Origin of the sequence: Paenibacillus vandeheii (assembly GCF_030433635.1) — a bacterium.
GTDB classification, from domain to species: domain Bacteria; phylum Bacillota; class Bacilli; order Paenibacillales; family Paenibacillaceae; genus Paenibacillus; species Paenibacillus vandeheii.
In genome coordinates, this window is sequence record NZ_JAROCD010000018.1 from 89,164 (window position 1) to 113,975 (window position 24,812).

General features: G+C 47.2%; 19 protein-coding genes. 10 read left to right on the forward strand and 9 right to left on the reverse strand.

Annotated elements, in window-relative coordinates:
* Window positions 1-9: 9 nt before the first annotated feature.
* A complete protein-coding gene (gene melA, locus P5G61_RS28070) occupies window positions 10-1,311 on the reverse strand; it encodes an alpha-glucosidase/alpha-galactosidase (RefSeq protein ID WP_301249537.1) in 1,302 nt (433 codons plus the stop codon).
* A 186-nt stretch (window positions 1,312-1,497) separates the two neighbouring features.
* On the opposite strand from melA, the gene P5G61_RS28075 reads away from it, so the two are divergent.
* The gene (locus tag P5G61_RS28075; RefSeq protein ID WP_301249538.1) at window positions 1,498-2,343 is read left to right on the forward strand and encodes an AraC family ligand binding domain-containing protein; all 846 of its coding nucleotides are present in this window, start codon (window positions 1,498-1,500) and stop codon (window positions 2,341-2,343) included.
* 230 nt (window positions 2,344-2,573) lie between these two features.
* On the opposite strand, the gene csaA is transcribed toward P5G61_RS28075, so the two are convergent.
* The 5 genes from csaA to P5G61_RS28100 all read right to left on the reverse strand — a co-directional run bounded on the left by csaA (window position 2,574) and on the right by P5G61_RS28100 (window position 6,160).
* Window positions 2,574-2,903 carry a chaperone CsaA gene (gene csaA, locus P5G61_RS28080; RefSeq protein ID WP_024629442.1) on the reverse strand — a complete coding sequence of 110 codons (330 nt, stop codon included), beginning with the start codon at window positions 2,901-2,903 and terminating at the stop codon, window positions 2,574-2,576.
* A gap of 168 nt (window positions 2,904-3,071) precedes the next feature.
* Window positions 3,072-3,704, reverse strand: a complete 633-nt coding sequence (udk, locus tag P5G61_RS28085; protein ID WP_079344845.1) for a uridine kinase — start codon at window positions 3,702-3,704, stop codon at window positions 3,072-3,074.
* Window positions 3,705-3,905: 201 nt separating this feature from the next.
* The gene (locus P5G61_RS28090) at window positions 3,906-4,484 is read right to left on the reverse strand and encodes a VanZ family protein (RefSeq protein WP_301249539.1); all 579 of its coding nucleotides are present in this window, start codon (window positions 4,482-4,484) and stop codon (window positions 3,906-3,908) included.
* A gap of 28 nt (window positions 4,485-4,512) precedes the next feature.
* Window positions 4,513-5,640 carry a DUF4179 domain-containing protein gene (locus P5G61_RS28095; protein WP_301249540.1) on the reverse strand — a complete coding sequence of 376 codons (1,128 nt, stop codon included), beginning with the start codon at window positions 5,638-5,640 and terminating at the stop codon, window positions 4,513-4,515.
* A complete protein-coding gene (locus P5G61_RS28100) occupies window positions 5,624-6,160 on the reverse strand; it encodes an RNA polymerase sigma factor (protein WP_301249541.1) in 537 nt (178 codons plus the stop codon). The genes P5G61_RS28095 and P5G61_RS28100 overlap by 17 nt, the downstream gene beginning before the upstream one ends.
* A gap of 330 nt (window positions 6,161-6,490) precedes the next feature.
* Between P5G61_RS28100 and P5G61_RS28105 the strand changes: the two genes are divergently transcribed.
* The 4 genes from P5G61_RS28105 to P5G61_RS28120 all read left to right on the forward strand — a co-directional run bounded on the left by P5G61_RS28105 (window position 6,491) and on the right by P5G61_RS28120 (window position 11,874).
* Window positions 6,491-7,315 (forward strand): PRD domain-containing protein, encoded by an 825-nt coding sequence (locus tag P5G61_RS28105; RefSeq protein ID WP_301249542.1) that lies wholly within the window; start codon window positions 6,491-6,493, stop codon window positions 7,313-7,315.
* 135 nt (window positions 7,316-7,450) lie between these two features.
* Complete coding sequence (locus P5G61_RS28110; protein WP_301249543.1) at window positions 7,451-9,385, forward strand: beta-glucoside-specific PTS transporter subunit IIABC; 1,935 nt, start codon at window positions 7,451-7,453, stop codon at window positions 9,383-9,385.
* 74 nt (window positions 9,386-9,459) lie between these two features.
* Window positions 9,460-10,917, forward strand: a complete 1,458-nt coding sequence (locus tag P5G61_RS28115) for a glycoside hydrolase family 1 protein (protein WP_301249544.1) — start codon at window positions 9,460-9,462, stop codon at window positions 10,915-10,917.
* 6 nt (window positions 10,918-10,923) lie between these two features.
* A complete protein-coding gene (locus tag P5G61_RS28120) occupies window positions 10,924-11,874 on the forward strand; it encodes a 2-keto-3-deoxygluconate permease (protein WP_301249546.1) in 951 nt (316 codons plus the stop codon).
* Window positions 11,875-11,936: 62 nt separating this feature from the next.
* Here the strand turns inward: P5G61_RS28120 and P5G61_RS28125 are convergent, their stop codons facing one another.
* The gene (locus tag P5G61_RS28125) at window positions 11,937-12,869 is read right to left on the reverse strand and encodes a helix-turn-helix transcriptional regulator (protein ID WP_301249548.1); all 933 of its coding nucleotides are present in this window, start codon (window positions 12,867-12,869) and stop codon (window positions 11,937-11,939) included.
* A gap of 100 nt (window positions 12,870-12,969) precedes the next feature.
* On the opposite strand from P5G61_RS28125, the gene P5G61_RS28130 reads away from it, so the two are divergent.
* Complete coding sequence (locus P5G61_RS28130) at window positions 12,970-13,467, forward strand: GyrI-like domain-containing protein (protein WP_301249550.1); 498 nt, start codon at window positions 12,970-12,972, stop codon at window positions 13,465-13,467.
* A 169-nt stretch (window positions 13,468-13,636) separates the two neighbouring features.
* Window positions 13,637-14,107 (forward strand): hypothetical protein, encoded by a 471-nt coding sequence (locus tag P5G61_RS28135; protein ID WP_301249551.1) that lies wholly within the window; start codon window positions 13,637-13,639, stop codon window positions 14,105-14,107.
* 165 nt (window positions 14,108-14,272) lie between these two features.
* On the opposite strand, the gene P5G61_RS28140 is transcribed toward P5G61_RS28135, so the two are convergent.
* Entirely contained in the window at window positions 14,273-17,293 is a 3,021-nt protein-coding gene (locus tag P5G61_RS28140) for a DEAD/DEAH box helicase (protein ID WP_301249569.1), read from the reverse strand.
* A gap of 5 nt (window positions 17,294-17,298) precedes the next feature.
* A complete protein-coding gene (locus tag P5G61_RS28145; protein WP_301249552.1) occupies window positions 17,299-19,065 on the reverse strand; it encodes an SWIM zinc finger family protein in 1,767 nt (588 codons plus the stop codon).
* Between the two features lie 282 nt (window positions 19,066-19,347).
* Between P5G61_RS28145 and P5G61_RS28150 the strand changes: the two genes are divergently transcribed.
* From P5G61_RS28150 to P5G61_RS28160, 3 genes are all read left to right on the forward strand, one after another.
* Complete coding sequence (locus P5G61_RS28150) at window positions 19,348-20,166, forward strand: endonuclease/exonuclease/phosphatase family protein (RefSeq protein ID WP_301249553.1); 819 nt, start codon at window positions 19,348-19,350, stop codon at window positions 20,164-20,166.
* A 279-nt stretch (window positions 20,167-20,445) separates the two neighbouring features.
* Entirely contained in the window at window positions 20,446-21,993 is a 1,548-nt protein-coding gene (locus tag P5G61_RS28155; protein ID WP_301249554.1) for an S-layer homology domain-containing protein, read from the forward strand.
* A gap of 253 nt (window positions 21,994-22,246) precedes the next feature.
* On the forward strand, window positions 22,247-24,589 hold the full coding sequence (locus P5G61_RS28160; protein ID WP_301249555.1) for a glycoside hydrolase family 88/105 protein: 2,343 nt from the start codon (window positions 22,247-22,249) through the stop codon (window positions 24,587-24,589).
* Window positions 24,590-24,812: the final 223 nt, after the last annotated feature.

Genomic DNA, 24,812 nt, shown 5'->3' on the forward strand with positions numbered 1-24,812 from the left:
ATGAATTTCTTATGATGTGTACTTCGGCAGCCAGTCTCCGTGAGCTTCGATCAGTTCATCACACATTGCAACGATATCATCGATGGACAGTTCGGCAGCAGTGTGCGGATCAAGCATGGCGGCATGATAAATATGTTCCTTTTTACCCGTGATGGCAGCTTCAATCGTCAGTAATTGGGTATTGATATTGGTCCGGTTCAGGGCAGCCAGTTGTGGAGGCAGGTCGCCGATATACGTTGGACTGATACCGGAACCGTCAACCAGACAAGGCACCTCTACACATGCTTCACGAGGCAGGTTGGTGATTAGTCCGTTATTCATGACATTACCGCCGATTTTGTAAGGGCGATCTGTCTCCATGGCTTCCATAATATGGGAAGCGTACTCCCGGCTGCGCGTATGTTCAATATTTTCGCTGGATAACAGCTTCTCACGCATTTCCTTCCAGCCTTCAATCTGATTCACGCAGCGGCGCGGATACTCATCCAGCGGAATGTTGAAGCGTTCGATCAGCTCAGGGTAGTTCCGTTTGATAAAATAAGGATGATACTCGGCATTATGTTCGGAAGACTCGGTAACATAGTATCCAAAGCGCTGCATCAACTCAAAACGTACCATGTCATCATGCTGCTCTTTCTGCTTTTCCTTCGCCAGACGTTTAATCTCTGGATACAGATCCTGACCATCCCGAGTGACTTCCAGCAGCCAGGCCATATGATTGATACCCGCAACTTTTGCGACTACACCCGTCTGATCGATCCCCAGTGCATCAAACAGATGCGGTACGCACACCTGGACGCTGTGACACAGACCTACGGTTTTGATTCCGCCATGCACATTCATGACATTGGTCAGTACCGCCATTGGGTTGGTATAGTTCAGGAACCATGCATCAGGACACACTTCCTGCATATCCCGGGCAAAATCGAGCATCACTGGAATTGTCCGCAGATTTCGGAAAATACCGCCAATCCCCAGCGTGTCGGCAATAGTCTGACGCAATCCATACTTCTTCGGAATTTCAAAGTCCGTAATTGTACATGGATCATATCCACCCACCTGAATAGCATTGATTACATATTTGGCTCCGCGCAGCGCTTCCTTGCGGTCGGTATAGGCTTTGATGGCACAGCCGCTTCCGAGGGAACGTGCCATGCTGGTAAGCAATCGCTCCGAATCATTTAGGCGCTCGGCATCAATATCAAACAACGCCAGTTCAAAATCTTGCAGTGCTTCGGTCATCATGACGTCACCCAATACATTTTTGACAAAAACGGTGCTTCCCGCACCGAGAAACGTAATTTTGTTCATCTCAAGTTCAGCCTCCCTGAATAAATGGTGTACCTCCAATATAGGAGAATCAGGCCCGTATAACTATGGCTCAACCTCTCTGAAACATGGCATAATCCCATTTTTGGATTCGTTTACAGCTGATAATTTCCACATTTACCTGTTATAATTTTAGTGAAGAGCTTGTTGCGGTAATGAACATAAGGGGTGAGAAATGTGAGACTGGTCGAAACGAACGTGGTTCCTATGGATTTGACGCAGATGGAATTGGTATTGTTATTTTTCGGTTGGCAGGCATGTGATCCGTCGCATTATTGGGGGCCTGGTGTCCGGGATTCCTATATTGTTCATTACATTCACGAAGGCAAAGGCACTGTGTTTATGGCGGATCGGCAATACGAGTTGACACAGGGTCAGGGTTTCGTCATATTTCCGGATACCCTTATCCATTATGAGGCGGATGAGAAGGAACCTTGGACATATTCCTGGTTTGGCTTCAGAGGGGTGCACGCCAAGACATTCATGCAGCGGGCACAGTTAAGTTCCGAACATCCTATATTTGATGCCAGAGATTTAGACATATTTGATCGGTTGTATGCGGAGATGGTTCAGGCATCCACACGTAACGGGGGAGATGTGTTCAACCAGAGCTTGTTATACCGCTTGATTGCAGAACTGATCGCATCTTCTCCGGCAGGAGAGCAGGTGCAGCGGCCTCTGTCTACTAAGGAGGAATACATCAGGCAGGCGGTTCAGTTTATGGAGATCAGGTATAGTCAGAGAACTTCAATCCTTGATATTGCCCGAGCTGTAGGTCTGGACCGCACATATCTGTCAGGGCTTTTCAAGGAGAGATATGGCAAGTCATTACAGGCTTTTTTTCTTGAATACCGGATGAACCGTGCAGCTGAACTGCTGCAGCATTCGTCGTTGTCGGTTAGCGAAGTGGCTCACTCGGTGGGGTATACAGATCCATTGCTGTTTTCCAAGATGTTCAAGCGAGTGAACGGTGTGTCTCCGAAAGAGTCGAGAAGCATAGAGCAGGGAGAATAGCTTCATTCTGTTGTATGTATTGAAAAGAGTGGGGAGTTAAATTCAAAAGGGATTGCTGCAAAGTCATGTTCATGACTTATGAAGCAATCCTTTTGTTGATGATTAATGTGGCACTTGGGATTGGAAGTCGTTCCGGCTGGACTGATCTGCATGGTAAAAGACCACAAATCCGAAGATTCATAGCATTATGCTTTAAGGTGAAAAGACAGAATCGCATTATCATGAAAAAATCAGGCAATCGGCGTGCCGTTGGGTAATGTCTGGTCTGGCGTTAACAAAACAACGTCACCTTCACCAGGCACGCCGCCAAGCACCAGCACTTCCGATACAAAACCAGCAATTCGGCGCGGCGGAAAATTGACTACGGCAATAACCTGCTTGCCAATCATCATATCGGGGGTATAATGTTTTGTAATTTGGGCGCTTGAACGTTTGAGGCCGAGTGGGCCAAAGTCGATAGTCATTTTGATGGCAGGGATTCGAGCCTTAGGAAAAGGTTCGGCTTCCACCACTGTACCAACGCGGATATCATGCTGTATAAACTCTTCAAAAGTAGCCATGTTGTGATGTCTCCTTTCAGCTATAGAGTCCATTATAAAATAGAAATACCCAAAAAATCCAGATTGCGCTAAATCGCAATCTGGATTTTAGTGGTCATGCTGTAGGAACTCTCTACCATTCACTCAAACGTGATGAATGCAGGGCAAGTAATGCATCAGCATGTTTAATTAAGCACCATTCCACTTTTCACCGGTCAGATATTTCTCAGTCAGAATGGATAACATTTGAATACCGACCTCATTATGTCCACCTTCGGGAATGATGATGTCTGCATACTTTTTGGAAGGCTCGATAAAAGCATCGTGCATCGGTTTGACGGTTTCGAGATATTGTTTATATACGGATTGAATCGTACGGCCACGTTCTTCCATATCCCGCAGAACTCTGCGCAGAATACGCACATCAGAATCAGTATCGACAAATACCTTAATATCCAGAAGAGCACGGAGGTGTTCATCGATCAGAACATGCAGTCCTTCCACAATAATAATATGGTTTGGTGCCAGTTCAACCGTTTCATCGGCGGCACGGTTATCTATGGTGAAGTCATATACGGGAGCATATGCCGTTTGGCCTTGTTTTAACAGGGTAAGATGCTCAATTAACAGATCATTATCGAATGCAAACGGATGATCGTAATTGGTGAGTCGACGTTGCTCAGGGGTGAGCTGCGACTGGTCTTTGTAATAGTTGTCTTGGGATATGAAAGTCACTTTGCCCGATCCAAGACGGTCAATGACGGAGCGAGCTACCGTCGTTTTACCGGAGCCGGTTCCTCCGGCGATACCAATAATGAGCATGGTTGTTCCATAAACCTCCCTAGATTAACAGCGTAGGCATGGATAAATGTTGAATGAATCAGGATGGATTCACAACTTTACCCCTATGTCTGTCAGTGAATACACAATTCCTTCATTGTACCATAGCGCATCACTTTTTTCATCTGAGGAAGTTCACCATATTTTGTCTGCATGCAAGTCCGGATAAGAGGGAACTGTCCTCTACGAATTTTTCTGATGGGAAATGTTCGGGAGCCTCCATGGGTGGATTAGGTCCTGGCCCATCGTAACTTTTGTAAGCCTGTGAAAAATGAGATAACCAATGATGCTGCCCGCTGTATTGGCAATCAGATCGTTAATGTCAGTAGTACGCCCATTACCGAGGGTAACTCGGATGATGAGCTGCAATACTTCTATGGAAAAACTGAAGATCAATCCGATTCGCGCAGCTTCCCTAACGGAGTCTGCCGAAGGCTTGACCAGAGGAAGCATGAAGCCAAGCGGCAGAAACAGCAAGATATTCAATGCAAAACTGGGGATATCCAACGTCAGAATGGGAATGAACTGAATCGTTTTGTACCAGGGCGTTTGATTGGCATATATACCTATATTGATATCGATGGGGAAGAAGACCAAATGCATGACTGCCAAAATATAGACAGCAAACACAATAATTAAGGTGTACTGCTTGATCGTGTACCTGATTTGGTTTACCCTGGTGTACAACACCAGGGCAATCAGGAACAGAATAAATAGCGGACCCAGTACCGTCATGGATGCAACCGTAAGTTGAATGGACATGGGGAAAGACTCCTTTATAAGTGTATGGTTACGGGCGATGAAGCTCGATTTTCATGTCCATTCCCTTGATGAATTGCCGATCTGTGATCTCTTCCGTAAAATCATCTTCAATCTCAAACGGCTTTACGATCAAATATTTTGTGTCTCCTGGAGTTGTGGCGTAGATTCGTGCGGATTTTAATTGATTGCCCTCGTACAAGCCTTCACCGTTTAATGGGGTCAATTGTCTGCCCTGATCATCATTAATCGCAAACCCTATATTTCGTAACTGATCTTGATCTTTGGCCGTGAGCGTACTTTGGCCATTAAGCGAGATCACCGTAGATATGCGTGTCGTAATCGGCGTAACCTGGGCTTCCGTAACGGATGCGGTTATAAGATCATTGGAGACGATGGCATTGGGTTTAATATGCTGAATATCTTCGGTCGTTTTCGTAAAAGGAATGTTCAGCTTAAATTCGTGATCAATGCCCTGCAAAGTGAACATGACCTCGGCGTCAAACTGATCCGGCAGTCCGGCAGAGGCTTGGTTTGGGGGAATGACCTGCTCGAATAGCAGCGTATCCGGCTGTGTTTGTCCTGCGGGACCGTAGAACAAACCGCCACCCTGCTCTGTACCATTTACATTGAAAAAGACGTTGTCAATCCCATTGCTTAGCTTCACAATATCTTTGCCGTTGTCATACTCACCATTCTTCAGGTTGGGCGCGGTGACATGAACCAGGAAGGCTGCACGAGTACCGTCATATACGGTTTCCAGCACCTCCAGCTTCACGTCTTCGAAAGACACATTGCTGTTTACGAGCTTCGTAAGACCTTTGTCTCCTGCCGTACGCAATCCCATATCGGCTTCAATGGAGCTGAAGAGACTGCCAACCAGCGGGATGCTGCGCAAAGAGTCAGCCATAACGGGAGACACAAATCCGGAGGCAAACACGGTCACACCCAGCACTCCGGCAGCGATGGTCGCTGCGATTGTACGACGCAGACCTTGGCGAAGACGGGGATTACGTGAAAATGGTTCTGAATTCATACTCGATGATTCTGGTAGAGATTCTAGTGTGGCATCGATCCGTTTGCGTACAGTTGTTGACATGACCGGGCGCTCCTTCGCTTGTGCTCTTAATTCCTGATCGATATTAAACGGGTTTGACATATAATTTTACCTCCCGAAAGTTTTTGAATGTATGGTACAGTTCCTGCCTTGCCCGGGTGAGTCTCATTTTCACTGCACTTTCGGATATGCCCAGTGCATCTGCAACTTGACGCAGGGACAAGTCCTCAAAATAGTGCAGTACAATGACGATTCGTTTCGATTCTTCTAGCCGGTCAACCGCTTCTCTCATATCTACCTCATCGTAGGGACTGGAATATTCCTTCTGCTGTGCTGGCACCTCCGCATAGGAGTTGGAGAGGGAACGTCGGGCTAACATGGTATTACATTCATTGATAAGGATGCGGAACATCCAGGTTCTGAAATACTGGGGTTCACGAAGGGTGTGCATCGATTTATAGGCTTTCAGGATAGTCTCCTGAATGGCATCAGCCACATCTTCCTCTTTTCGCAACATGGATTTTGCAGTATTGTATAGGGAATTTTCAATCTCTCTTATGAGCTTGATAAAGGCATCGCGATCTCCCTGTCTGGCTTGGTTTATGAGATCGGTTGAATCCATGGATAACAGCTCCTTTCTTTAGGGGAAGTATGAACACAGCCCTTGGTTGGTTTTTACATAGATTAGACTTTCAGATGCTGTATATGGTCACAATTATTTTTATATTGGAAAAAGGTTCAGTATATATGACGAGTAGAATGGAACTCTTCCCTTCAGGTAAGAGAAGGTGTCGTCTCCTGATATTGGAGGATTGACATTCTGTTGAACAGGCCTATAATAATAGATATATTCATAACACGGACTGTTACTGGGGAAACCAGGCATGACCGAATTCGATTATTTAACTGTAATCGCTTTCGGTCTTTTTTATTTTGTCGGGGGGTGAGAACAATGAGGGTTATTAAGAAAGTGAATAATAATGTAGCCATTGCCATGAATGATAACAATGAAGAAGTATTCGTGGTTGGCAAAGGGGTAGGGTTTCTAAAAACGCCATATGAGCTGACGGAGACGGATTTGGTGGAGAAAATCTTTGTAGCTCCCAAAAATATCCGCATGTATGATCTGTTAAATAGTATTCCCATTGAGGATATATATTTGGCTGAGGAAGTGATCAAGCTCGGCAGTCAGATTTTGAATAAAACATTTAACCCGAATCTGCTTCTCACCTTGTCCGACCACATCAGCTTTGCTTTGACCCGAACACGGGAAGGCATTAGCATCAAGAACCCACTGGAATGGGAGGTACGGACATTGTACCCCGATGAGACCCGGGTGGGAGAGGAAGCGCTCAAGCTGATCCATGAGCAAACGGGTATAACCTTGCCAACGGCTGAAACGACACTGATGGCACTGCACTTTGTTAATGCCCAGGTTGGTTCGGGAGAGATGACGGACACCACCAAGGTGACGACAGTAACGGGTGAAATATTATCTGTGATCAAGTACGCGCTCAAAATTGATTTTCAGGAAGACTCGATTCACTTTATGAGATTTGCAACACATATAAGGTACTTCATCATGCGGCAAATGAGCGGCAAATCGCTCAAGGACGAGAACGAATCCCTCTTTCTGATGGTAAAGGAGAAGTTTCCGAAGGAACTGGCGTGTGTTGAGAAGATTTCGGACTTCCTGAAAAACAATTATGGCTGGACCTGTTCCGATGATGAAAAGTTATATCTGATTCTTCATATCCAACGACTCATATCCAACTAAACAATTGAATATTACACAATGGACTGTTACTGATTCGATCAGGCATGACCAAGCGTAGGGAATGACGATTCCCCGGCTTGGTCATTTTTTATATAAATCAAATCATTTTATCTTTCTGTATAAAGGAGAAGGGTCATGAATAACAAAGACTTGGCTAAAAACATACTTGAACTTGTTGGCGGCGAGCGAAATATTTCGGGACTGACACACTGTGCAACCCGGTTGAGATTTGTATTAAAAGATGATGCCAAAGCGGATTTGAAGAAGCTGGATCAGCTGGAGGGAGTGCTGAGAGCACAGAACTCCGGTGGACAGGTGCAGGTCGTTATCGGCGCAAAGGTAGACGCAGTCTACAATGAAGTGAAAGGACTAGCCTCAGACCGGATTGGTGGATCGGAAGAATCCCCAGACCATAACGAACCGAAGAAGAAACGTAACCCGGTCAATGTGGTGCTGGAGACAATTGCAGGTATATTCACTCCTGTACTCCCAGCTCTCATTGGCTGTGGGATGATCAAATGTGTGGCTACAGTGATCGCTGCATTGGGATGGCTGGAAGGCTCCGGGTTCCTGGTGATCGTCAATATGATTGGTGATCTGATCTTCTATTTCCTGCCTTTCTTCCTGGCAGTCAGCGCGGCTCATAAGTTCAAAACCAATCCTTATCTTGCGGTGGCGCTTGCAGCCGGACTGATGCATCCAACCATTCTGAATGCAGCTGCCCAAATCGCCGACACAGGCGTTACCACGATTGATTTTCTTGGAATGCCAATTCTGCTAATGAAGTATTCGTCCTCGGTCATTCCCATCATACTGGCCGTATGGATCATGAGCTATGTGTATAGATTTGTTGATCAGTTCATACCGAAGTTTCTACGGGTGTTGCTTACCCCGATGGTGGTTCTGTTTATCATGATTCCGCTAGAACTCATCGTACTTGGACCTATCGGTTCCTATATCGGTGACTGGCTTACCCAGGGAATTAACTATCTGTTCTCCACAGCAGGTGTTCTTGCGGGTCTGATTCTCGGCTTTTTCAAACCGATCATGGTTATGTTCGGTATGCACTATGCGCTTATGCCCATTCAGGTGCAACAAGTGGCGAGCCTGGGGTCAACCGTACTGCTGCCTGCTGCACTGGCGGCGAACCTGGCTCAAGCGGGAGCGGCATTCGGTGTGTTTGTACTGACGAAAAGTAAAACGATGAAATCTGCCGCCGGATCAAGCGGATTTACAGCATTGTTTGGAATTACTGAACCAGCCATCTACGGGGTCACATTGAGATATAAACGGCCATTCTTTGCGGGCTGCGCGGCAGCAGGTCTGGTCGGTGGATTTTACAGTCTGGTTCACGCCAGTGCTACAGCAATTTCATTGCCCGGCATCCTCGCTTTGGGGACGTACACTGCTGACCGTTACATGTATGTGGTGATTGGCTCTGTTGCTGCAGTCGTACTCGGCTTTGTATTTACTCTGATGGCAGGTATTAAAGAGGATGCGGATGGAGCAAAAATGAAGCAGCAGGCTACCGGTGCCGTGGACAGCATTCAGACTGCTGTTGTATCGGGAACGAATGCAGAACAAACTTCCCCTCAGACCTCTGCATCGTCTTCGGACATGCTGATTGTCAGTCCAATGACTGGGGAGATCAAACCGATCTCTGAGGTTGAGGATCAGGCTTTCGCCCAGGAGCTGATGGGTAAAGGCATTGCCATTGTTCCGACGGAAGGCAAAGTGTACGCTCCTTTTGATGGCATGGTTGAAGCATTGTACCGTACCAAGCACGCCATTGGACTAAAGGCAGCAAACGGTGTGGAAATCCTGATTCATATTGGCGTGGATACCGTCAGCCTGAAAGGGAAATATTTTAATGCCCATATTGAGCAGGGGCAGGCCATCAAGGCAGGGGATTTATTGGTAGAGTTTGACCCGGAAGGCATCACTTCAGCTGGTTATAACACGATCACATCCATTGTGGTAACGAATATGCAGCAGTTTGGAGACGTGTTGACCACTGCAACCAGCGGCCCGATTCGAGAAAGCGAAGCATTAATCAAGTTGATTCCGTAATGCGCTACGCTAGTGCTACAGCATTTCTTATCCAAACTAAATAAAGGTAGGTCCAATAACAGGAGGAAACTAAAATGACGAATTCCAATTTTCCAAAAGATTTCTTATGGGGCGGAGCGCTATCTGCTTGTCAGGCAGAAGGAGCTTATAATGTGGATGGCAAGAGCCTGACCATACCGGAAGTGATGAAGTTTAACGAGAAGAATGATCGCAAGGTGACCAAGCAGATCCGGATCAATCGGGAGATGATCGAAGAAGCGAAGAATGATCCCGATACCGTAAAATATCCGAAACGACGGGGGATCGACTTTTATCATACCTTCCGTGAGGACATTGCCCTGTTCGCCGAGATGGGCTTCAAGGTATTCCGCTATTCCATCTCCTGGGCAAGAGTATTCCCGAACGGGGATGACGCGGCTCCCAACGAGAAGGCCCTTCAGTTCTATGACCAAGTGATTGATGAGTGTCTGAAACATGGCATGGAGCCCCTGATCACCATCAGTCATTTTGATATGCCAATCGTTTTGATTGACAAGTTTGGTGGATGGTACAACCGCAAGCTGATTGATTTGTATGTGAATTACTGTGATGTGCTGTTTAATCGGTACAAAGGGAAAGTGAAGTATTGGATCACATTTAACGAGATTAACATGAGCGTAAAAGCAGGAGCGAAGACACTGGGCATTATCGAATATGACAAGCCGAATTTTGAGGAAATGCTGTTCCAGGGTCTGCACCACCAATTTGTGGCTGCGTCCAGAGCAACCAAGATGGCCCACGAGATCGATCCGGAGAATAAAATCGGAAGTATGGTGGCCTATTTTACAACCTATCCATATACATGCAAACCGGAGGATGCGCTCCAAATGCAACAGGATGATCAGATGAAAAACCAATTTTTCCTGGATGTATTGAACCAGGGCGAGTATCCGTATTACGGCAAAACCTATTTCAAAAATAAAGGCATTACCATCCACATCGAAGACGGAGATCTCGATAGCATCCGGGCGAACACGGCTGATTTCGTCGGAATGTCGTATTACAATTCCATGATCTCCAGCAGTGACACGGAGCAGCTTGAATTGACGGCCGGAAACGTGCACAGCGTCTACAAAAACCCGCATTTGCCTGCAAACGAATGGGGCTGGCAGATCGATCCCGTTGGGCTGCGGTACACGCTTAATCTGGTCTATGACCGCTATAAAAAGCCTGTATTTATTCTTGAGAACAGTTCGGGCTTCTACGACAAGCTGAATGAGGACGGAACCGTTAGCGATCCATATCGTATCGACTTCCTGAGCAAGCATATTGAACAGATGGGGCTGGCGATTGCCGATGGCGTTGAGGTTCTGGGGTACACGATGTGGGGACCGATTGACATGATCAGTTCGGGTACTTCCGAGATGAGCAAACGCTATGGGTTTATCTACGTCGATCAGGACGACTATGGCAATGGTACGTTGAAAAGATATCGTAAAGATTCGTTCTACTGGTATCAGAATGTGATCAAAACTAACGGAGAGCAACTGTAACCCACGATGAATATTCTGGGGCGTGTCAAAAAAATTCCCGGCGGCTTGCTGATTGTCCCCATGCTGCTCGCCGCTGTCATCAACACCCTGTTTCCGGCCTTCTTTCAGATCGGAGATCCAACGACCGCACTGTTCACTTCAAAGGGAACGATGGTGCTCATTGGCATGATCCTGCTGGTGTCCGGAACACAACTGAACCTGTCTCAGCTGATGTTAACTCTGAAGAGAGCAGGTGTGCTCTGTATTTCCCGCATACTAATCAGCTGCGTATTCGGCTGGGCGTTTGTACACTTTTTCGGCATTGATGGGATTGGGGGTATCTCGGCAGTTGCGTTCATTGCTGTTCTGACCAGCTGTAATCCGGGGTTATATCTGGCGTTGATGAACTCCTATGGCGATGATGTAGATCGTGCAGCGTTCGGAATTCTGAATCTGATTGCCGTTCCCGTCATTCCCGTCATGATATTGAATTCGGCAAGTGGTGTTGGTATGGATTATCTCAGTGTGCTTGCTACGCTGGTGCCTTTCCTGATTGGTATACTGCTTGGCAATCTGGATGGGAATATCCAGAAGATGTTCGCTCCGGGAACATTGATCCTGCTTCCCTTTCTTGGTACAAGCTTCGGTTCCAACATCAATTTGCGCATTGCATTTCAGTCGAGTTTATCTGGTCTGCTGGTAACTGCACTGTTCCTGGTCATTTGTATGCTGCCTCTCATCGGAATTGATCGTGCACTACTTAAACGTCCGGGTTATGCAGCCGCCGCGACTTGTTCAGTTGCCGGTCTGTCGATGGTTGTGCCCTCAATGGCCGCCGGATTTAACCTGGCATATGAACCTTATGTGGAGACGGCCATCGCTCAAATTGCCTTTGCGGTTATTCTGACTTCCATTCTGGTTCCGTATATGGTTAGAAGGTTGGCTATAACAAAATCTGCAACGGAGTCTGGAAAATAAGAAAAAACGACCAGCACGTTTACCATTCAGAATGGAAGCGTGCTGGTTTTATTTTGTTGCTCCTATGATCCTTGGTGCTCATATTTTTCGAGAATGCGACGAACGTAGTTTTGAAATCCATTGCGCACTTCAATCGGTTCTATCACTTCACATTTATCTCCAAATGCAAGTAACTTGTCGTATCCGAATGTGTTTTTAATAATGGGATAAGTCGCCAGGCAGGTTTCTTCCCCCATATGAAGAATATGTGCTCCCCCGAAACGCTCAATGACTTTATCGATAACAGAACGGTGAACACGAATCGTTACCTCGACCCAATCCTGATTCATCCAACTGGCTCCATCCATGGGTAACGGAGTGAAGTCTCTCGGCGCAAACACGTTCTCCGACACAAGGATACCACTCATACGCGCCAATTTGAATATGCGGAAATCCTCTCGATCTACACAGTAGCTCTGCAAGTACCAGCTGCTTTCCTTGAAGACGATCTGATACGGCTCGACCGTTCGTGAACTCATTTTCCCGTCCCGATCCCCATATTCAAAAACCAGATATCGCTGTTCATTCATCGCGGTCTCAATATAACTAAGCAAATTTCGGAGTGATTCATTTCCCTGACTTAACGATAAATCAACCGCGAACCGTCCTGCCTTAATATCAGTGTCACTTCCGCGATGGATCGCATTTAATTTCTCCAACACGAAAACAATTTCATGATGGTCAAATAGCTGCTTATAGCTTTTTAAACTGGTTAACAAGGTCTGTACATCATATGGTGTAAATAACAGCTTGTCCATTTTATAGGCTTTCATCAGACCCACACCGCCCATCGCTCCCTGATGCGTAAAAATGGGCAATCCAGCAAAGGTTAACGTATCAATATCTCGATAGATGGTTCGTCTGCTCACTTCAAGACGTTCGGCCAATTCCCGCGCACTAACCACCTCTCGCTCCAATAAAATCATAATCAAAGCAAGCATGCGATCGATTTTCATACCTCACCTCCCCTTTAAGTATGCCATACAGATGTCATAGTTGATAGATTATGCTTGGTGCATAAACAAAAAAATGTACCCATCAGGAGGCATAATTAATATGAACAATTACAAGATTGAACCGAAGCAAGCCTTTCGTCTCATTAGTTTTAAAACGACTCTAAACGAGGGGACGACCATCCATGCTCCAGAGTATACCAGCGATAAGACAACTTTTTTCAAAAGTATGTTGGAAAATGGACAAATGGCCAGCCTTCGTCCGTACTCAGAAAGTCCATATGGGTATGCTGCAGTCGCCATAGTGAATGATAAAGTGAATTATTATGCTGGTGTTCAATCCTCCAAGCCCCTTCCCGAACATGCGGATGAATTGCTTTTCCCTGCAGGCGACTATTTAATCTTGTCAGGAAGCGGTGGTTTATCCCGTTTGGCATTTGACAAGTTGGAAAATCAAGCATTTGGCTCCCTCTTAACCGATGAGTACAAATTTGAGTATAAATATTCAGGGGGGCCAATTGCAGAAGTGTTGCTTAATGGCAAGCCAATGGACGCCGAAGTGGAAGTGTGGGTACCTGTTCAAAAACGGAAAGCCACTTAAGCCAGAAACAGCACATTCGATTGTAAGGAGCAGGTTTGGGACTCCATGTGTATCAATTTAGTCTCAACTTCGCCAATTTGGGTTGTAGGATCTAGGACCTTCGATATATGATGTCGAAAGGTGCCAGTTAATGGATGGTATCTGTAAACATTATAAGGAGGTGTACGTTATGAAAAAATCAGGCAAATTGATTTCTTCCACGGTTGTTGCTGCCATCGCAGCTGTATCGGTTGTAACTTCTGCTTCTGCAGCAAGTGCACCTGTGGCTAGCCCGGTGGCGTCTTCCATCACAAGCATTGATCTGAGCAGTATGGACATCGAAACAGCTTTGATGATGGTTCAGCAAGAACGCGCCAAATTGCTGGATATCCAATTGCAGGAACAGATTCAAAATGTCCAGAACCGCAATCAGTTGATTGCAGAGCTGAACACGAAATTGCAGGCAGCTATTCAGAGTGGGGATACTTCCCAAGCTCAAGCCCTGAAAGGCCAAATTGATTCACTTAGTAATTCGCAACAAATGGATATGCTGCGTTTGCAGTCTTTGTCCAACAAACGCAATGAAGCTTTTGATGTGATGACTAACTTCATCAAAAAAATGCAAGATTCAAGATCATCCATCATCGGAAATATGCGCTAGAATGGAATTATCTTACTTAAACGACCCTAACCATTGAAGGCCTGCAAGTGAAAGGTCAAGGGTTAAGGTACAAAAAGAGCGAAGGCGGAATTCATTTCCGACACTCGCTCTTTTTGTATTTTACGATTTAGAGGGTTACGAATGTTGCATCAATCTAATCTGGAGTTAACCCGACCAGTCGCGGCGCCGGGTGAACAGATCCTGCAGCTCATCCGTCGATAGCTCCGTAATCCAGTTTTCAGAGCTGGTGATGATATTATCGCTAAGCTGCTGCTTGCTCTCCAGCATCTCGTCAATGCGTTCTTCGAGTGTGCCCAGCGAGATGAACTTGTGCACCTGCACATCCTTCGTCTGTCCCATTCGATAGGCGCGGTCCGTAGCCTGATTTTCCACGGCAGGGTTCCACCAGCGGTCAAAATGGAATACATGATTCGCTGCGGTCAGATTCAAGCCCACGCCGCCTGCTTTGATGGAAAGAATAAAGACCGACGGCTGCTCATCTGCAGGCAATGTCCTGGACTGGAACTCGTCAATCATGCGATCCCTTGCTGTCTTGGACGTACCCCCATGCAGATACAGTACAGGTTCCTGCAATTCCTGTCTCAATACCTGTTGCAGCATCTGTCCCATGCCGATGTATTGGGTGAAAATCAGGCATCGTTCGCCTTCGTCCCGCAGTTCACGGACCAGTTCCATCAGTCGTTCCAGCTTCGCGGAGCGGCTGATTAGCATGGCCATGTCCTGAGGACTGTACAGGTCATACGCTGTTACAGACGAGCCTTCCGAGGAGATCGTTTCCGGCAAGGCTTCTTTGGTCAGCAGCAGGGGATGGTCACACAACTGCTTGAGCTGGGTTAAGGCAGAGAGAATGGCACCTTTGCGTTTGATGCCTTCCAGCTCTTTCATTTTGTCCATCAGTTCTTGAACGGACTGGTCATACAGTGCACTTTGTTCGCCCGTAAGGTGAATATAGGTTTTCATTTCGTTTTTATCCGGCAGGTCGAGTTGAATATTCGGATCTTTTTTCTTGCGGCGCAGCATGAATGGCTTCACCAGCTGCTGCAAATCCTGCATGCGCTGCTCGTCCTTATCCTTCTCAATCGCACTGATAAACCGAGTCTGGAATGCCCTTGCGCTGCCCAAATAGCCTGGATTAATAAAATCATAGATGGACCAAAGCTCGGAGAGCCGATTTTCAATCGGTGTACCTGTCAGTGCAATCCGGTGTTTCGCCGGGAAGCTGCGTACCGCCATGGATTGCTTCGTTTGAGCATTTTTAATATTTTGCGCTTCATCCAGACAGATCGATGCCCACGTATACGACTGCAACATCTCCTGATCCAGCGTAGCCGTTGCATAGGATGTAATGATGATGTCCACCTGTTCAGTCTGTGCCTGGAATTCCTCTCCGCTCAGTCTACGAGCTCCATAATGCAGACTGACATTAATAGAGGGAGCGAAGCGGCTGATTTCCTTTTGCCAGTTCCCCAAAACAGAAGTGGGACAGATGAGAAGGGCTGGGGCCTGTCCAGGCAAGCGCTGCTCATTCTCTTTGAGATGCAGTAAATACGTAATAAACTGAATTGTCTTTCCGAGTCCCATATCATCGGCAAGACAAGCTCCAAGGCCGAATCTGCGCAGGAATCCAAGCCAGGCGAAGCCTTCCTTCTGATAAGAACGCAGCTCAGCATGCAATCCTGCTGGAACAGGCAGGGAAGGAGCGCCGCCTTGCCCGCCGCCAAGCTGTGCGATGACCCGGTTCAGGTGTTCGTTCAGTTCCACCTCAAGTCGAATGTTCTCGCTGGATTGAGGCTGTTCCTCTTCCTGATCCTCCTGTCCTTCCTTGCGCTTCTGGTTACGATATTCGCGCTGCTCGTTGTGCAGCAGATGCAGGTGCAAAATATCCTGAAACGAAAGCCCCTGTTCCTGATCCACACCACCCATGGCCCGGCGAATCTGCTCCAGTAAGGCAGGGTCGAGGGGAACCCATTCCCCTCGGAAGCGAACAAGCCGTTCATTACGTGCAACGAGGTCAGCGAATTCTTCCTCGCTAAGATCCGTATCCCCGATCGCAATCCGCCAGTCAAAATGAATGATTGAGTCCAGTCCGAAGAACGACTGTCCCCGATCGCTGCCTTCCTCCGGTTTCACTTTCGCACGCAGCTTGGGTTTCTTCTTGCGCGCCGCTTCCCACCAACCCGGAAGCAGTACTTGCCATCCGGCTTCGAGCAGACGTCCGCTGTCTTGCGTCAGGAACAGCCAAGCATCCTGATCTCCCAATGGATCACTCAGCACATCCCGACTGCCGCTGATGGAGCGGCTAATTCGGGGCAGATGCGCTCGCAGCTGCTCCAGCCATCCTGCTGAACGATCAAGGATGAATGGCGTCCACACGTCCGGCCATTCGCCTTCCAACCGACCGCGTGAATCCAGCCGAGTGGGAACGAGTACGGCTGCATCCAGTTTATTCTGCAATACCAGCCGCAGCCGCCATGCGGGTTCATCCTCCTCCGGCTCCAGCAATTGCAGGAGCGGACGGAATGGGGCTGCGTCTGCTTTCCAGCCGATGGACACCAGCCAGGATTGTGCATCCATTCCGGCTGTTTGCGCAGTCGTCCCGCTTTGTGGAAACAACTGTGGGAATTCGCTTCTCAGATCGGTGGCAGCTTCTTCTGTGCTATACCATCGTTGGAATACGGAAGCCGAATAAGCAGCACTCAGTCCTTCAGCGTAGCTCTCATCCGTTTGTTCCAGTGCTTTGCCAAGGGCTGTTCGATCCTGCTTTTTCAGGCTGTCCGGGTCCCAGGTCCATTGCAGTTGTCCGGTACGGAATGCGGTGAAGCTGGGTGCATATTTACGGTTTTCAATCGATGCGGCTAATACCGGAGCCAGCCGGATCAAATGCTCTGCCTGCTCGTCCCATTTCCATTCAATGTGAAGCAGGGTGTTCATTTGGCTGAAGAAAGGAATGACTTCTTCCGCAGGCAGTACGACCAGTTCAATCTCTTCGAGCTGTCTCGTTTCCAGTTCTGTTCCGTAGAAGGAAGGGGCATGCCAAGCAAATAATCGCTGCTTAAGCGATTGCCCTGATACAAAGTGATGGGTGTTCAGCGCTCCATAGAACAGGGCATCTCCGTATCCGGTCAATGCAACATGGACCTCAATCGTTTCGGTGTAAGGGTGCATTAGGCTCATGAGATCAACTTACCTTTCCGAAGCTCTTCCTGCAGGGCGCGCAGTCGGCTGTTGCGAACGGCCAATGTAGTGATAAACTGCTCCCAGTGCTCTTCCTGCTTCAATTTTTTATAAATTTTGGACAGCCGCTTCAACAGTTTTACTGCTGCTTTGTAACCGTCTCTGTTTTTGTGCCCGATATAACGATCCACTGCCTGATGATAGAAAGGAAGCAGTAATTCAGGTGCATCCTTTTCAATCGGCTGTAGCACAGCCACACGGAATTCAAGTGGCTCTGTCTCCGTACTCAGTTGAAAATCCATCCATCTCCGCCACTGTCCCCGGGAATGCATCGCTTCTTCATAAGCCGGACGGGAATGAGGCAGCATGCTGACCAGTGTGTCCCACATGCGGTGCTCTGCATCAGGCAGATGATGAATGGCTGTATCCCACAACTGCATGTAATCATTCAGAGGGGAGTTTCGACGGTTCGCCAGCAGAGGTCCGAGCTGCACTAACCACTCGCTCAGCCGTTTCCAGTCCGAAGAATCTGCAAGTACGTGAAGAAAATGCAGCAGATGCTCCGGCGGGATGCCATATGCCGAGCTTCCGCCGATTAATCGCTGCCAAGCCTGCTCATCTTGTCCCAAATGGAAATATATCCAGCTCTGTGCCAACACCAGTGACAATGGCAGGGTGATTGATTTAATCGGAGCACCGCTCCCGTTTGCGGTCAGATTTGCTACGCTCAGCACGCTCTCACCTGGTTTATCCGGTTTGGAAGCAGCAGTCAGGCTGTTCTCCATTTCTTGTAGAAACTCCAACTCTGACTCCAACGTTTTCCGGTTTTCGTGAAGATGAGGTACGATCCAGTTTAACCAAAGCTGTCGATAGATTGGGGTAAAGAACATCATGTTGGATGTCTCGGATATCATCTGCGTACGCAGGTACGAGGAGGTTTCCTCAAGCCGATTCCAATGCTGTTCAAGCTTCGTACCATTCAGACCGGAGAGATCCAGCGGACGGCTAAGGATCTGTTCCAACCCTTTCTGGAGCGCATCCACGGCAAGTTGGGCAGGATAGCTCAGATACACAGGGGTATGTGTGATTGAATTGCGGCCAGGCACACAGAAACGAATTAGGTACAACTGAACATGCAGCTCAAATAACTGGTCCATGCCAGCGGACAGCTTAGGTTTGATCGAATAGATCTCGTCCGCTGCGGCCTGCACATACGATGTACTTGGCGTGCCTGTTCCTAATCGTTTGAGGCATGCCCGAAACAGTTCATGCCATTCCGCAATCTCAAGTTCGGCAAGTTCCGTTGCACGTTCCTTGATCTGGCTATACTGATTATCAGGGATGGTGAGGTCCTCTTCGTGAGAAGTGTAATCCGAACGTCCGGAAGTTGCTATTGCAGCAGGCTTTGGAGCCTGTTTCAGTGCCGTACTGGAGTGGGCGTTCACAATGCCGTGTACCGGTCGCCCCAGTTGCTCCGCGTAACCCATTAGAACGGCTATCATATGTTTGCAACGAGAACCAACCGGACAGGTGCAGTGACTGGTGTTCAGCGATGGCAAGCTCAGGGTTACCTGATAGTCATTTGAGCCTTGCACTTCAGCCAAAATCCCATTTTGTTCGGTGTAGGCTAATGGTCCGACGCGTTTCTGCTTATAATATTGAAATCCGCGCATAATCGTCAGGTTGTTAAAATGTTCCGCGACCTGCCTGATCAGCTGTTGCCACTGCGCATCATCCATTTTCATGTCATTAGGTATGTTCATCATTCCATCTCCTGGGGAAATCATAGGTTCAGTCATCACCACGTCTTGACGTAATGGTGTACATTTCATATATCCATCATATCAGTTATCGTGTGCTCCGTGCATCGGTTCTGAGAACTTGGAAAAGACTTTTTGACAAGGGAAAATCCAAGAGTGCTGTTCTCTACTTCTACCAGAAACCATGCGAAAAAGCCTCGTATTGTGTATGCTTAGGGTATGTATTCCTTTCAGGAACAATGCAGGCGGGACGCCGACCAAATTTCAATCAACAGGAGAGAGCATATGAAAATACTTACGTTAAATACACACGCTTGGGTGGAAGAGGATCAATTGAACAAGATTAGTCAGCTGGCTGATTTTATCAATACACATCAATTTGATGTGATCTCACTGCAGGAGGTCAATCAATCCATGCAGGAGCAGTCATTGTCCGCCGAGGAACTGAAATATTACTTTTCCGCGGATTCCGAAGCTGTTATTAAAAAAGATAATTATGCCTACGTTCTGCTCCGGCAGCTATCTGAACAATATTACTGGACATGGATTCCGACCCATGTCGGATTTAGCGTATATGATGAAGGCCTGGCGATCCTGAGCCGGACACCGATCTCACAGGCTTTTGGTGAATATGTATCCCACATGAGGGATTATGACAACTACCGGACACGCAAAATTGTCGGAATACAGACAGTGGTTACAGGTGAAGCGACTTGGTTTGTGAATGGCCATTATAACTGGTGGAATGATGATCAGGAGCCTTTTAAAGGCCAGTGGGAACTGACCGAGAGCCAGCTTGCTCCATACATGGACCAGCCGCTTTATATTATGGGTGACTTTAATAACGTGGCAGAAGTGCGTGGGGAAGGGTACGACTACATGATCGGCAAAGGCTGGCATGACCTGTACACAACAGCTTTGCAAAAGGATGATGGAGCGACAGTCGTCAAGGCAATCGCCGGATGGGCCGATAATAAACGTAATCTGCGCATTGATTATATTTTCTCCAACCGACCCGTACAGGCCAAGTCCTCGACAGTGGTTCTCAACGGAAAGAACGGCCCTGTAGTCTCTGACCATTACGGCGTAGCTGTGGAAATTTAACACGAGGACACTCTTGTGCACGATTTTTTATCAAAATGAAACGAAAGCCTCCGCTTACTTCCTTAAAGGAAAGTGCAGTCGGAGGCTTTTTATTTTCCCTTTGGCAGACTGTTTTGCAACAGACTCATGTTTGTTCAGAATCGGTTCAGAGCCCCTCTATATAATTTGCATTATCGTACATGTCCATATTATTTTAGTATTTTTCCATTGGATTTTGAGTTGGAATGACATGAATACACTTCATACTGGAGGAGCATTTTTTTGAGAAAAAATCATTTCATGAGCTCGATTCTCGCGGCATCCTTGTTAACAACATCTTTGTGGACGACACAGGCTAACGCCGCAGTATCATTTACCGATATCGATAGATCCTACGCCAAGGATGCCATTGTAAAGTTGCAAACTGAAGGAATTATCGCCGGATTTAGTGATGGCCGATTTAATCCATCTGGTATGATCACCAGACAGGATTTTGCTATCCTGATTGCCAAAACGTTAAAGCTGGATGTAACCAATAATGCTCCATCCAATCCGACATTTACAGACATTCCTGTGACCAGCTATGCCTATACTTCTGTTGAAGCAGTATACCAAGCAGGCATATTTAAAGGCATGGGAAGCGGGAAATTCGGGAGTGGCCAGACATTATCCAGACAGGATATGGTCGTAACTTTGATGAGAGCGATGGGAACAGATATATCGGGCAAAGGTGCTTTGTTAACATTCAAGGACAGCGCAAGTATCTCGGAGTATGCGAAAGATGGAGTTGGAGCGGCGCTCGAAGCTGGATTCATTATCGGTGATCAAAACAACATGTTCAAACCGGTTTTGCAAGCGGATCGTCAAGCTGCAGCATTGACGGCTTCCCGATTACTGCAAACGATAAAGGAAACACCTGCTCCACAACCTGAACCAGTAGCGACGCCAACACCAGAGGTAGCGCCAACGCCTGTGCCTACTCCATCCCCATCTACCAGTTGGAATAATAACGGGTCATCATCGAGTGGAAGTGGTGGCGGAAGTACGAGTCCATCTGTGCCTGCGGATATAACAGCACCGATGGTCGATGTAAGTAAATTTAGCATTATCGATAATTACAGCGGAACCTGGGATCAAGTTCAGGGGGATACTGGAGCAGTCAGTGAAGAAGGAGCCGTTGTAACTTTCTATAGATGGACTGATGCGAATACGAACGGAGTCGTGGATGAAGGAGAGCTGGACGAAGGAATTCCCCTTGCCAAAAGCAAAGCGGATGGTTCTCTTGCGATTACCAAGTTGGAAAATTTGATTCCGGGAGACTACAAATATGTGGTTACTGCCAAGGATTCAGCGGGTAATGAGTCGCCTAAGGATGCATCACATGTGCTGGCATTTACGCTGGTGAAAGGAGAAATGCCAGTAGACGTGCCGACTATAGGGTCCAATGATTTTGGTTTTGACTCAAGCAACGCCAAAACCAAGTATCTCCAGGTTCAATATGAGAATGCTCCATTTTCTTTAAACTACGAAGTAGGGGAAGATTTTGTGGATGGCATGATTGAGTACTCTACGGATGCTTTCCAGTTTAGTGTAAATGATTCTTATGTACTTGATGGTGAGTCTTATACGATTGATAGCAGTCAGATCAGCAATGATGATCATACGCTTAAGATTAAAGTAAGTGTACAATCCGGGACACGTATTACTTTGCAATTGGGCAATAAGATGAATGAGGCAAGAGGTCTATATGATTTGAACATTCGCGTAGATGCTGACGGCGAAGGATTAACGAAATCCGTATATGAAGAAACCGGGAAGCTATTCGTTAACTTTGATATTTTCGGATAAGTGCAATTTAAATGAGACGGACTACAACGATGTAGTCCGTTGTATTGTTTTACCGTCAGACTGAAAACACAATTATTTATTTGTAAGCGTAATCAAAAATCTGTAGCCACTATAGAACATGTCAGTTATACTTGGATTATTATTCGTCTGTTCTTAAGGTTAACAAGCCATCGTGAACCCTTCAACAAGGGAAATTCTCACAAAGGTTAAGCGCTATACCCTGTATGATAATAGAGAGGGATGTGGGCATTCAATGACAACGTATTTTAGTGAACCGCAGAGCGTGTATTATCGATTTGGGGAAGATCAGGATCGAGTATTGAAGGTGCTAGCTGAGAGGTATATTGGGGCCAATGCGCAGGCTGATTTTGTATATCGGGTATTCCAGAAGTCTGGTATTTTACAAAACGAAAAAGGTCTGTATGATCTGAATTTGAATAAACGCTTCCCTGATGCCCCAAAAGATCAGGTTTCCTACGCCGCAGCACTGGTTTGGGGGGATGAAGATCGCAATCTGGATGTGCTGGTCCGCTGTTATGGACCGGTTCGCTTCTATTTTAACGAGCAATTGGTATATCGCTCCACGGTAATGGATGAGATCAGCCTGGACGCGACCGTGAAGCTGGGAATCGACATTAAGCCGGGATGGAATACGTTGTTGCTGGAGATGAAGTCTACACCTGCGGGCTTTGGATGCCAGTTTGGCTCGGATGAGGGAAAAGTGCGCATTCTGAATGTGCTCGCTCCTTTCCAGGAGAGACAGGGGCAGGCCGGATGGGTATATTCCAAACCGGTAGATTCGGAAGAGTTGCTCACGTTTCACCTGGATCATATATCCGGCAGAGCGGAGGACAGTCATCCAGAATGGAACTTGCTCGGAAAAGAAGAGGATCACAGACTAGAGTGGCTGCCAGAACCGCAATGGTCAGCGGAAAAGCAGACGCAACCGACACTTGAGCGAATGTACGGACATCTTCCTGGTCAGCGAATTTATGCGTGGACACGGTTAATCAACAGGGATTCAAGCGATTGCGCCATCCGTTTGACTGGTCAATCTTCCGGACCACTGAATATATGGCTGAACGGCGAATTGGCGTTTCAATTAAAGGAAGCGGGCCCATTCGACGTGGAGATACCCGCATCTTTTGGACGGAACGATCTGTTGGTTCGCAGTGAATGTAGTGATAAGGCTGAGCTATGGGATTTTGTTATAAACGCAACGGTGAATGGAGAGCAACTAGAACTGGAGCTTCCTCAGCGTGTGCACGGAGCTTCCGGAGAGTCGTGGTTATATCTCGGCCCTTTTAAATCGGAGGAGATCGAACCTGATTTGCAGGATCTGATGCGTACAGATCGGGTGTATAAAGGAAGTATAATGCAGGATAACCGAGAAGAAACGGGTAGCTACCGGGCACAAAATGGACGCGTGTATTGGCAGCTGGACAGGCCGGATGCATGGATACGTCCCTATTATGAAAATGCAATGCTCAGTAACAAATGGACAGTAGGCAGTGTGACCAACTATGGTCGTTGGGACTATCCGTTGGGTGTCACCGTGTATGGTCTGTTGCAGACCGGACGTTATTTGCAGCGACCTGATATTATGCGTTATGCAGCAGATCATGTACAGGCGTGTACCCGTATGGATGAGTACTCATTGTGGGATCGGGAGCAGTACGGTTTTCCGGCGGTTAACCAGCAATTGGTTATGCTGAAAATGCTGGATAACTGTGGCTCGTTTGGCTCCGCGATGCTGGAAGCTTATTCAGAATGTCAGGAGCCGACGTTCTTGCCTATTGCGGATCGGATTGCGGATTTTATGCTGACCCGGTTGGAACGACAGCCAGACGGTTCATTTTACCGCGAGTGTATCGGAGAATTTGCCGAGAACACAATGTGGGCAGACGACCTTTATATGAGCACACCGTTTCTCGTGCGGTATGCCCGACTGACAGGGGATATGTCGCCATTGGATGAAGCGGCCAGACAATTTTTATTGTATCGGAAGTATTTGTTCATGCCTGATTTTAAGATCATGTCTCACGTATACGATTTCAAATATGGACAGGCGACACAGATTCCGTGGGGACGGGGAAACGGATGGACACTCTTTTCGTTGTCTGAGGTATTGGAAGCTTTGCCGGCAGAGCACCCGGAGCGTCAGGCTTTAATTGCCTTCTTCAATGAATTATGTGAAGGATACGCAGCTCTGCAAGGAGAGCATGGATTGTGGCATCAGGTATTAAATGATTCGGAAACATACCAGGAGGCCTCCTGTACCGCGATGTTTGCCTATGGTTTTGCACGGGGAGTGCGTTTTGGCTGGTTAAATCAACCCGCGCGTTACATTGAAGCGGCTGAGCGGGCTTGGAACGGATTGACCTGTAAAGCGATTGACCGTCAGGGAAATGTACATGGTGTGTGCAGTGGATCAAGATATGCCTTTACTGAAGAGTACTACAATAAAGACCTGCTCACGGTGACGAATGACAATCACGGAATTGGCATTATGATGCTGGCAGGAACCGAAGTAGCGAAGATGAAGAAACATCTGGCTCAGCATAAGGTGTCATCAACTGCTGTGACGCAATCCTGAAAGGGTCAGGCAAAATCAGTAAAGGACCACCGTTGAGATGTAGCGAGGCACTGCCCGCTATATAAAGATTGCAGTATATATGATAACCACCGGGGCATCATTTCTGGTGGTTATTTAATCACTTAAATATCGATCTATATCTTGCCGAAAGAAAGGCGATCTTTGGATTTATGCAAATGCTCGATTGAATGGACCTTTGTCCCAACCCCTTACTTTTTTGACA

Excerpts from the sequence above, each read along its gene's own strand:
- melA (WP_301249537.1), bottom strand. The coding sequence starts at position 1,311 with ATGAACAAAATTACGTTTCTCGGTGCGGGAAGCACCGTTTTTGTCAAA.
- csaA (WP_024629442.1), bottom strand. The coding sequence starts at position 2,903 with ATGGCTACTTTTGAAGAGTTTATACAGCATGATATCCGCGTTGGTACA.
- udk (WP_079344845.1), bottom strand. The coding sequence starts at position 3,704 with ATGCTCATTATTGGTATCGCCGGAGGAACCGGCTCCGGTAAAACGACG.
- P5G61_RS28090 (WP_301249539.1), bottom strand. The coding sequence starts at position 4,484 with ATGTCCATTCAACTTACGGTTGCATCCATGACGGTACTGGGTCCGCTA.
- P5G61_RS28095 (WP_301249540.1), bottom strand. The coding sequence starts at position 5,640 with ATGTCAAACCCGTTTAATATCGATCAGGAATTAAGAGCACAAGCGAAG.
- P5G61_RS28100 (WP_301249541.1), bottom strand. The coding sequence starts at position 6,160 with ATGGATTCAACCGATCTCATAAACCAAGCCAGACAGGGAGATCGCGAT.
- P5G61_RS28105 (WP_301249542.1), top strand. The coding sequence starts at position 6,491 with ATGAGGGTTATTAAGAAAGTGAATAATAATGTAGCCATTGCCATGAAT.
- P5G61_RS28110 (WP_301249543.1), top strand. The coding sequence starts at position 7,451 with ATGAATAACAAAGACTTGGCTAAAAACATACTTGAACTTGTTGGCGGC.
- P5G61_RS28115 (WP_301249544.1), top strand. The coding sequence starts at position 9,460 with ATGACGAATTCCAATTTTCCAAAAGATTTCTTATGGGGCGGAGCGCTA.
- P5G61_RS28120 (WP_301249546.1), top strand. The coding sequence starts at position 10,924 with ATGAATATTCTGGGGCGTGTCAAAAAAATTCCCGGCGGCTTGCTGATT.
- P5G61_RS28125 (WP_301249548.1), bottom strand. The coding sequence starts at position 12,869 with ATGAAAATCGATCGCATGCTTGCTTTGATTATGATTTTATTGGAGCGA.
- P5G61_RS28130 (WP_301249550.1), top strand. The coding sequence starts at position 12,970 with ATGAACAATTACAAGATTGAACCGAAGCAAGCCTTTCGTCTCATTAGT.
- P5G61_RS28135 (WP_301249551.1), top strand. The coding sequence starts at position 13,637 with ATGAAAAAATCAGGCAAATTGATTTCTTCCACGGTTGTTGCTGCCATC.
- P5G61_RS28140 (WP_301249569.1), bottom strand. The coding sequence starts at position 17,293 with ATGCACCCTTACACCGAAACGATTGAGGTCCATGTTGCATTGACCGGA.
- P5G61_RS28145 (WP_301249552.1), bottom strand. The coding sequence starts at position 19,065 with ATGAACATACCTAATGACATGAAAATGGATGATGCGCAGTGGCAACAG.
- P5G61_RS28150 (WP_301249553.1), top strand. The coding sequence starts at position 19,348 with ATGAAAATACTTACGTTAAATACACACGCTTGGGTGGAAGAGGATCAA.
- P5G61_RS28155 (WP_301249554.1), top strand. The coding sequence starts at position 20,446 with ATGAGCTCGATTCTCGCGGCATCCTTGTTAACAACATCTTTGTGGACG.
- P5G61_RS28160 (WP_301249555.1), top strand. The coding sequence starts at position 22,247 with ATGACAACGTATTTTAGTGAACCGCAGAGCGTGTATTATCGATTTGGG.